Genomic DNA, 10,090 nt, shown 5'->3' with positions numbered 1-10,090 from the left:
CCAACGCCATCTCACACTCACCCGCACGCACCGCCCCCACCGCCAGATGCAACGCCACCAGAGCCGACGAACACGCCGTGTCCACCGTCACCGCCGGACCCTCCAGCCCGAGCGTGTAGGACACCCGCCCGGAGACGATGCTCGACGCGTTGCCGGTGCCGAGATGGCCGCCGACGTCCTCGCCGGAGGCGACGAGGAGGGGGACGTAGTCGTTGCCGTTGGTGCCGGCGAAGACGCCGGTGCGGGAGCCGCGCAGCGTCGTCGGGTCGATCCCGGCCCGCTCGAACGCCTCCCACGCCAGCTCCAGCAGCAGCCGCTGCTGCGGATCCATCGCCAGTGCCTCACGCGGCGAGATCCCGAAGAAGGCGGGGTCGAACGAGGCCATGTCCCGCAGGAATCCGCCTTCCCGGGCGGTGCAGGTGCCGGGATGGTCGGGGTCGGGGTGGTAGAGGCCGTCGACGTCCCAGCCGCGGTCGGCCGGGAACGGTGCGATGGCGTCGGCGCCGTCGGCGAGCAGCCGCCAGTAGGCCTCGGGGGTGTCGCCCCCGCCCGGGAAGCGGCAGCTCATCGCGGTGATGACGACCGGGTCGTCGGTGACGGAGGCGGGTTCGGCCGTGGACCGCGTGGTGGCGGGCAGGCGGTCTTCCCCGGGTGCCGTTCCGAGTTCGCCGAGCAGCATCCGCGCCAGGTCGGCGCAGTTCGGGAAGTCGAACACCAGCGTGGCCGGGAGCCTCATCCCGGTGATCTTGTTCATGCCGTTGCGCAGTTCGACGGCGCTGAGGGAGTCGAAGCCGAGGTCGCTGAAGGCGCGGGTCGGCTCGACCGCCTCGGGCCCGGGGTAGCCGAGCACGGTGGCCACGTAGCCGCGGACGACGTCGAGGACGGCGTCCGCCCGTTCGTCGGCGGCGAGGCCGGCGAGGTGGCGGCGGAGCGCGGGCTGGTCGGTGCCGTCGTCGCCGCCGCCGAATGAGTCGCCGGACGCCGGGCCGGAGGCGGTGGCACGGGCCGGTGCGAGTGCGCGCCGGGCGTCGGGCAGTTCACGCAGGAGGGCGCTGGGCCGGGAGCCGGTGAAAGCGGGCGCGAACCGGTCCCAGCCGATGTCGGTCACGGCGAGGTGGGTCTCGCCGTGGTCGATGGCCTGCTGGAGGGCCTGGCAGGCCAGCTCGGGCCGCATGTCGTAGACGCCGTAGCGGCGCAGGCGGTCGCCGACCGCGCCGTCGCCCATGCCGCCGTCGGCCCAGTGTCCCCAGGCGACGGCCGTGGCGGGCAGGCCGCGGGAGCGGCGCTGCTGGGCGAGGGCGTCCAGGAAGGCGTTGCCGGGGGCGTAGTTGCCGAGGCCGGGGCCGCTGATGGTGCCGGACGTGGAGGAGAACAGGACGAAGGCGGACAGGTCGAGCCCGGCGGTGAGTTCGTGCAGGTTCACCGCGGCCGTGGTCTTGGTGCGCAGCACCGGCTGCATGCGGCCGGGGTCGAGTGCGTCGATGACGCCGTCGTCGAGGGAGCCGGCGATGTGCAGCACGGCGTCGAGGGGGTGTTCCTCGGGGATCGATCCGATCAGCTCGCGCAGGGCGTCGCGGTCGGCGACGTCGCAGGCGGCGAGCGTGACGCGGCCGGCGCCGAGCGCGGTCAGCTCCGCCGACAGTTCGACGGCGCCGGGCGCCTCGGCGCCCCGGCGGCTGGTGAGCAGCAGGTGGTCGGCGCCGAGGGAGGCGAGCCAGCGGGAGATGTGTCCGCCGACCGCGCCGGTGCCGCCGGTGATCAGGACGGTGCCGCGGGGACGCCAGGTCTCACCGGGTGGAGTGGCGCCGTCGAGCGGGGCGCGCAGCAGGCGGCGGCCGTAGGCGCCGGAGGCGCGGACGGCGGTCTGGTCCTCGCCGTCGGGCCGGGCGAGCAGGGCGCACAGCCGGTCGCCCGCCCGGCGGTCCAGGGTGGCGGGCAGGTCGATCAGGCCGCCCCAGCGGTCGGAGTGCTCGAGGGCCGCGACCCGGCCGAAGCCCCAGACGAGGGCCTGCGGTGCGCTCAGCACGGTCTCCGAGGCGGTGAGGGCGACGGCGCCCCGGGTGGCGCACCACAGGGGCGCGCTGACTCCGGCGTCGCCGAGGGCCTGGACGAGCGTGAGTGTGCCGGCGAGCCCGGCGGGCACCGCCGGGTGGTCGGGGTGCGGGGTCTCGTCCAGGGCGAGGAGCGAGAGCACTCCGCCGAGGTCGGCGGGTTCCAGGGCGGGTTCGCCGTCCGTGGGGGCGAGCGCGGCGGTCAGCAGGCCGGTCAGTCCCGCGCGGTCGGCGTCGGGCGCCGCGCCGTCGACGGTGACGGCCCGGACGGTGACGCCGTGGTCGGTCAGCGTCCGCCGGGTGGCGTCGGCCAGGGGGTGGCCGGCGGCGGGCAGGACGAGGAGCCAGGTGCCGGACGGGGGCGCGGCAGCGGTGTCCTGGGTGAGCGGGGTCCAGCCGACGGTGTAGCGCCAGCTGTCGACGGTGGAGTGCTCCTTGCTGGTGCGCCGCCAGGCGGACAGCGCGGGCAGCACTTCGCGCAGCGGCGCGTCGCCGCCGAGGTCGAGGGCGGCGGTGAGGGAGGCGAGGTCTTCTTCGTCCACCGTCCGCCAGAAGCGGCTCTCCGCCTCGTCCGATGCCGGGACGGCGTCCTCCGCGGCGGGCTCCGCGTCCCGGAGTTCGGGCCAGAACCGCAGCCGCTGGAAGGCGTAGGTCGGGAGGTCGACCCGGCGGGCGCCGGTTCCGGCGAAGACGGTGTGCCAGTCGACGGCGACGCCCTGGACGTGGGCCTCGGCGAGGGAGGTCAGGAAGCGGTCCAGGCCGCCCTGGTCGCGGCGGAGGGTGCCCAGGACGACGGCGTCGACGTCGGCGTCCTCGATGGTGTCGCGGAGGCCGAAGGCGACGACGGGGTGGGGTCCGACCTCGATGAAGGAGCGGTGTCCGGCGGCGAGCAGGCCGCGGACGGCGTCCTCGAAGCGGACGGTCTCCCGCAGGTTGGTGTACCAGTAGGCGGCGTCCGCGACGGTGTCGTCGTCGAGCCAGTCGCCGGTCACCGAGGAGCGGAACGGTATCCCGGCGGGCGTCGGCCGCAGTCCGGCGAGTGCGGTGAGGACCTGCTCGCGGACGGGTTCGACGTGTGTGGAATGGCTGCCGTAGTCCACGGCGACCTTGCGGGCCTGGACGCCGTCACCGGTCAGTGCGGTGAACAGCTCGTCCAGGGCGTCGGCCGCGCCGGAGACGACGACCGAGCCGGGGCCGTTGACGGCGGCCACGGAGAGCCGGTCTCCGTAGGCTTCCAGCCTGGCGCGGACCTCGTCGGCGGGGAGCGGGACGGACATCATGCCGCCGTCGCCCGCGATGGCGGTGATGGCCTTGCTGCGCAGGGCGGCGACGCGGGCGCCGTCCTCCAGGGACAGGACTCCGGCGACGACGGCCGCGGCGATCTCGCCCTGGCTGTGGCCGACGACGGCGGCCGGCTCGACGCCGTAGGAACGCCAGAGTGCGGCGAGGGAGACCATGACGGCCCACAGGACGGGCTGGACGACGTCCACCCGGTCGAGATCGGGGGCGTCCGGGCCGCCGCGCAGGGCGGCCGTCAGGGACCAGGCGACGTACGGCGCGAGCGCCTGCTCGCACTCGGCGATGCGGCGGGCGAACTGGGGTGCGGTGTCGAGGAGTTCGCGGCCCATGCCGGGCCACTGGGCGCCCTGGCCTGGGAAGACCAGCACGGGTCCGGTGCCGCGCCGGTCGAGGCCGCGGACGACGTCGCTGACCATGCGGTCCTCGACGAGGTCGCGCAGCCCTCGCACCAGGCCCTCTTCGTCGCAGGCGAGCACGACCGCCCGCTGTTCGAAGGAGGTGCGGGTGGTGGCCAGGGACAGGCCCAGGTCGGCGAGGCCGGGTGCGGGGTGCTCGCGCAGATGGGCGAGGAGACGGCCGGCCTGGGCGCGCAGCCCGCCGGTGGTGCGGGCGGACAGGGGGACCGGTACGACCGGTACAGGGACAGAGGCGGAGGCGGGGGCGGCGACTGCTTCGGCCGGCGGTTCGGTGGCGCCGTGCCGTGCGGAGCCGGCCGCGGCCTGCCCGGCAGTGTCGTGCGGCGTCGCGTCGTGCGGCGTCGCGTCGTGCGGCGTCGCGTCGTGCGGCGTCGCGTCGTGCGGCGTCGCGTCGTGCGGCGTCGCGTCGTCGGGGGCCTGCCCGATGATGACGTGCGCGTTGGTGCCGCTCATGCCGAACGAGGAGACGCCCGCGCGGCGCGGACGGTCGGTCCGCGGCCACGGCACCGGGTCGTCGAGCAGCCGTACGGTCCCCGCGGACCAGTCGACCTCGGGGGTCGGGGTCTCGGCGTACAGGGTCGCGGGGAGCAGGCCGTTGCGGAGGGCCATGACCATCTTGATCACGCCGCCGACACCGGCCGCGGCCTGGGAGTGGCCGATGTTGGACTTCAGCGAGCCCAGCCACAGGGGGCGGTCCTCGGCGCGGTCCTGGCCGTAGACGGCGATCAGCGCCTGGGCCTCGATCGGGTCGCCCAGCGTCGTGCCGGTGCCGTGCGCCTCCACGGCGTCGACGTCGGCGGGCTCGAGCCCGGCGCCGGCCAGCGCGGCACGGATGACCCGGGCCTGCGAGGGTCCGTTGGGCGCGGTCAGCCCGTTGGAGGCGCCGTCCTGGTTGAGGGCGCTGCCCTGGACGACGGCGAGGACCGGGTGTCCGCTCCGCCGGGCGTCGGACAGCCGCTCGAGCACGATCATGCCGACGCCTTCGGCCCAGCTCGCTCCGTCCGCGGCCGCGGAGAACGGCTTGCAGCGGCCGTCCTCGGCGAGGGCCCGCTGCCGGCTGAACTCGATGAGGGAGCCCGGCGTCGACATGACGGTGACACCGCCGGCCAGCGCGAGATCGCACTCGCCCTGCCGCAGCGACTGCGCCGCGAGGTGGAGGGCGACCAGGGACGAGGAGCAGGCGGTGTCGACGGACAGCGCGGGGCCCTCCAGCCCCAGGGTGTAGGCGATGCGGCCGGACAGGACGCTCGGCGAGTTGCCGGTGCCGATGTAGCCCTCGTAGCTCTCCTTGGCCGCGCCGAGGATGCCGATGTAGTCCTGGTAGGTGACGCCGGCGAAGACACCGGTGAGGCTGCCGCGCCGGGACGCCGGGTCGATGCCCGCCCGTTCCAGTGCCTCCCACGACGTCTCCAGCAGCAGCCGCTGCTGGGGGTCCATCGCCGTCGCCTCGCGCGGGGAGATGCCGAAGAAGCCGGGGTCGAACTGGCTGGCGTCGTGCAGGAATCCGCCCTCGCGGGCATAGCAGGTGCCCGGATGGTCCGGGTCCGGGTGGTAGAGCGCAGCGAGGTCCCAGCCCCGGTCGGCCGGGAGCGGGGAGATGCCGTCGCCGCGGTTCGCGACGAGGTCCCACAGTTCCTCGGGGCTGGTGATGCCGCCCGGATAGCGGCAGGCCATGCCGACGACCACGATCGGATCGTCGTCGGGCCGGGTCCGCCGGGCCGCGGGCGCGGCTGCGTCCGCCCGGGCTCCGAACAGTTCCTCGTCGAGGTGCGCGGCGAGCGCGAGGGGTGTCGGGTGGTCGAAGACCAGGGTGGCCGGCAGCAGGACGCCCAGGTCGGCGCCGAGCCGGTTGCGCAGTTCCACCGCGGTGACGGAGGCGAAGCCGAGGTCCTTGAAGACGCGGGAGGGCTCCACCTCGTCGAGGTCGACGTAGTCGAGCACGGCGGCCACCTTGCGCCGCACCAGGTCGAGCAGCACGCGCTGACGCTCGGCGGCGGACCGCCGGGCGAGCCGGTCCAGGAGGCTCGCTTCCTCGGCCGCGGCGCCGGAGTCGGCGGTACGACGGCGTCCGGGCCGCGCCGGGGCGGCGGAACGTGCGGCCTCGGCGAGGGCGCCGGGGTCGCGGGCCGCGTCCGTGCCGTCGTCCGCGGCGCCCGGGTCGGCGCGGTCCGCCACGGCAGCCGGGTCCGTACGGTCCCCGGTGGTCGTGGGGACCTGGGCGGGCGTGGCCGGCGCGGGCGTGGCCGGGGAGACGGGACGCAGACGCAGCGACTCGACGGTGAGGACCGGCTGCCCGGAGGCGTCGGCGGCCCGGAGGGTCACCGCGTCCTCGCCGCACCGGGCCAGCCGGACGCGCAGCGTCGCGGCGCCGTCGGCGAGCAGGGTCGCGCGCTGCCATGCGAACAGCAGCAGCCCCTCCCCCAGTCCCTCCGGCAGGCCGAGGCCGAGCGGATGCAGCGCCGCGTCGAGCAGGGCCGGGTGCAGTCCGAAGCGCCGGGCCTGTTCGCGCGTCTCCCCGTCGAGGGCGACCTCGGCGTACACGTCGTCGCCGTGCCGCCAAACGGCGGTGAGGGCGCGGAACGACGGGCCGTACTCCAGACCGGCGTCGGCCGCCAGACGTTCGTACAGGTCCGCGACGACGACCGGTTCGGCTCCGGCCGGGGGCCAGACGGCGAAGTCGGCTCCTTCGTCCGCGTGGGCGTCCCGCTCCGCGGCCCCGCGGCCGGGCGCGAGCAGGCCGGCCGCGTGCCGGGTCCACTCGACGTCGTCGGACCGCGAGTCGTCGGAGTGCGGGCCGTCCGGGCGCGAGTAGACGGTGAGGGCACGGGTGCCCCTGGCGTCCGGCTCGTCGACACGGACCTGAAGCCGCACCGCACCGCGCTCGGGCACCGTCAGGGGCGCCTCCAGGGCGAGTTCGCGGACCTCGTCGCAGCCGACCTGGTCGCCCGCGCGGACGGCGAGCTCCAGGAAGGCGGTGCTGGGCACCACGGCGGCCCCGTCGATCCGGTGGTCGGCCAGCCACGGATGCGAGCGCAGCGACAGCCGGCCGGTCAGCACGACCGCGTCGCCGCCCGCGACCGGCACCGCGGCGGTGAGCAGCGGATGACCGGTGGCGTCGAGCCCCAGCGAGGAGGCGTCGCCCGCCGCGACGGGCACCTCCAGCCAGTAGCGCCTGCGCTGGAAGGCATAGGTGGGCAGGGGGACGCGCCGTGCCCCGGACAGCGCCGGCAGGGCTGCCGTCCAGTTCACGTCGACGCCCGCGGTGAACAGGGCGGAGACGGCCGTGAGCAGGGTCCGCCGCTCGGGACGGTCGGGCCGCAGCACGGGCGCCTGCAGAGCGTCCGTGGCGGGCAGGCACGACTGGACGAGCGTGGTCAGGGTGCTGTCGGGGCCGAGTTCCACCCAGCGGGAGACGTTCAGGTCGGCGAGGGTGCGGACGCCGTCGGCGAAGCGGACCGCGTCGCGCACGTGGCGCACCCAGTACTCCGGGGAGGTGACCTCCTCGGCGGTGGCGGGGGCGCCGGTGGCGTCGGAGACGAGGGGGATGTCCGGCGCGGCGTACGTGATGCTCTCGGCGACGGCGCGGAAGCCGGCGAGCATGGGTTCCATCAGCGGGGAGTGGAAGGCATGGCTCACCCGCAGCCGCCGGGTGCGCCTGCCCAGCGCCGCGACGGCCGCGGCGATCTCGCTCACCGCGTGTTCGGTACCCGAGACCACCACGGAGAGCGGCCCGTTGACGGCGGCGATGCCGGCCTCGGCCTCCCGGCCCGCCAGCAACGCCAGCACCTCGTCCTCCGGCGCCTGGAGCGACACCATCGCCCCGCCTTCGGGCAGGGCCTGCATCAGCCGGCCGCGCGCCGCCACCAGACGGCACGCGTCCGCCAACGACCACACACCCGCCACATGCGCGGCGGCCAGCTCACCGATGGAGTGGCCCAGCAGCACGTCCGGCCGGACACCCCACGACTCCAGCAACCGGAACAGAGCGACCTCAAGAGCGAAGAGCGCGGGCTGCGCGAACTCCGTACGGTTCAGCACGTCCGCGTCGTCGCCGAACACCACCTCACGCAACGGACGCGGGAGTTCGGTGTCCAGGTGGGCGCACACGGCGTCGAAGGCGTCCGCGAAGACCGGATACTCCTCGTACAACTCGCTTCCCATCCGCGGGCGTTGCGAGCCCTGCCCGGCGAAGAGGAACGCCGTGCGGCCGTCCTGGAGCACCGAGCCGACGACGGCGCCGTCGGCCGGCTCGCCGTCCGCGACCGTCCGCAGCGCGCGCAGCAGGTCCTCGCGGTTCTCGCCCCACACCACGGCCCGGTGCTCGAACGCCGAGCGGGAGCAGACGAGGGAGGCTGCCACGTCGACCGCCGTCGTGCCGGGGCGGCCGGCGACGTGGTCGGCCAGCCTCGAGGCCTGGGCGCGCAGCGCGCTCCGGCTGCGACCGGAGACCGTCCAGGGCACCAGGGCGGTCGGCTCGGGCCCGGCCCCGTCCACATGCTCCTCGGAGGAGGGCTCCACGAGAGCCGGTCCCTCGGGGGCGGTCAGGTCCGGGGCAGGCTGTTCCAGGACGACGTGGGCGTTGGTGCCGGACACGCCGAACGCCGACACGCCCGCTCGCCGGGGACGGTTCCGGGGCTGCGGCCACTCGGTGTTCTCCGTCAGCAGCCTCACCTGGCCGGCCGTCCAGTCGACGTGGCTCGACGGCCGCTCGGCGTGCAGGGTGCGCGGCAGCAGGCCGTGGTTCATGGCCAGCACCATCTTGATGACCCCGGCGACACCGGCGGCGGCCTGGGTGTGACCGATGTTCGACTTCAAGGAGCCCAGCCACAGAGGCTGTTCACGGTCCTGGCCGTAGGCGGCGAGGAGTGCCTGCGCCTCGATGGGGTCACCCAGTCTCGTGCCCGTGCCGTGCGCCTCCACGGCGTCGACGTCGGCGGGCTCGAGCCCGGCCCCGGCCAGCGCCTGACGGATGACCCGTTGCTGGGCGGGCCCGTTGGGCGCGGTCAGGCCGTTGCTGGCGCCGTCCTGGTTGACGGCGGTGCCGGCCACCACGGCCAGCACCCGGTGCCCGTTGCGGCGGGCGTCGGAGAGACGCTCCACGACGAGCACGCCCACGCCCTCGGCCCATCCGGTGCCGTCGGCCTCCTCGGAGAACGCCTTGCACCGGCCGTCCGCCGCCAGCCCGCCCTGGGAGCTGAACTCGACGAACGCCCCGGGGTCGGCCAGCACGGTCACACCGCCGGCCAGCGCCAGGTCGCACTCACCGGAGCGCAGCGACTGCGCCGCGAGGTGCAGCGCCACGAGGGAGGACGAGCAGGCGGTGTCCACGGTCATGGCCGGGCCTTCGAAGCCGAAGGTGTAGGCGACGCGGCCGGAGACCACGCTGCCGGCGACCCCCGTCAGCAGTTGCCCGCCGAGCCCCTCCGGCACCTCACGGAGTCCGGCGCCGTATCCGGAGCTGCCGGCGCCGACGAACACGCCCGTGCGGCTGCCGTGCAGCGAGCCCGGCCTGATGTCCGCGTGTTCGAGGGCTTCCCAGGACGTCTCCAGCAGCAGCCGTTGCTGCGGGTCGACGGCGAGAGCCTCGCGGGGCGAGATGCCGAAGAAGAGGGCGTCGAACTGTCCGGCGTCATGGAGGAATCCGCCCGCGCGGGTGTGACTGTGGCTCCGGCCGCCGTCCAGGGGATCGTGAAGGGCGTCGAGATCCCAGCCGCGGTCGGTGGGGAACTCGCGGATCGCGTCGGCGCCTTGGGTGACCAGCCGCCAGAGGTCGTCCGGGCCCTCGACCCGGCCCGGCAGCCGGCAGGCCATGCCGACGATGACGACCGGGTCGTCCGTCGTGGCCGTCACGGCCGGGACGGTCGGCGGCGCGTCGGTCGCGCGGTCTGCGGCGCCGTCGGCGAACAGCTCCTGTCGCAGGAGGCGTGCGAGAGCCGTCGGCGTCGGATGGTCGAAGACGAGGGTGCTGGGGAGTTTCAGCCCGGTCTCGGCGGCGAGCCGGTTGCGCAGCTCGACGGCCGTGAGGGAGTCGAAGCCCAGATCCCGGAAGGACCGTGTGGCCTCCACCGCCGCGGTGTCGGCGTGGCCGAGCACCGCGGTGACGCCGGCGAGGACCGATTCCAGCAGGGCACGGTCGCGTTCGGTCGCGGGCAGTCCGGCGAGACGGTCGCGCAGCGCCGAGCCGGCCGGCTCACCGGCAGGGGAATCCGGGCTCCCGGCGTCTGCGGGGGCGGTGTGTGCTTCGGGGAGTGCGGTCAGCAGCGCGCTGGGACGCACGCTCGTGTACGCGGGAGCGAACCGCCCCCACTCCACGTCCGCCACGAC

1 protein-coding gene is annotated in these 10,090 nt (G+C 75.3%); it reads right to left on the bottom strand.

The window, feature by feature from the left end:
- Positions 1–10,090, bottom strand: a 10,090-nt coding sequence (locus tag IE239_RS40830; RefSeq protein ID WP_190154514.1) for a type I polyketide synthase, incomplete at both ends; no start/stop codon positions are given.

This window comes from Streptomyces humidus, from assembly GCF_014649655.1.
Classification (GTDB): Bacteria; Actinomycetota; Actinomycetes; order Streptomycetales; family Streptomycetaceae; genus Streptomyces; species Streptomyces humidus.
Note: the sequence above shows the minus strand (reverse complement) of the source record. Positions and strands in the feature narration are given on the sequence as shown.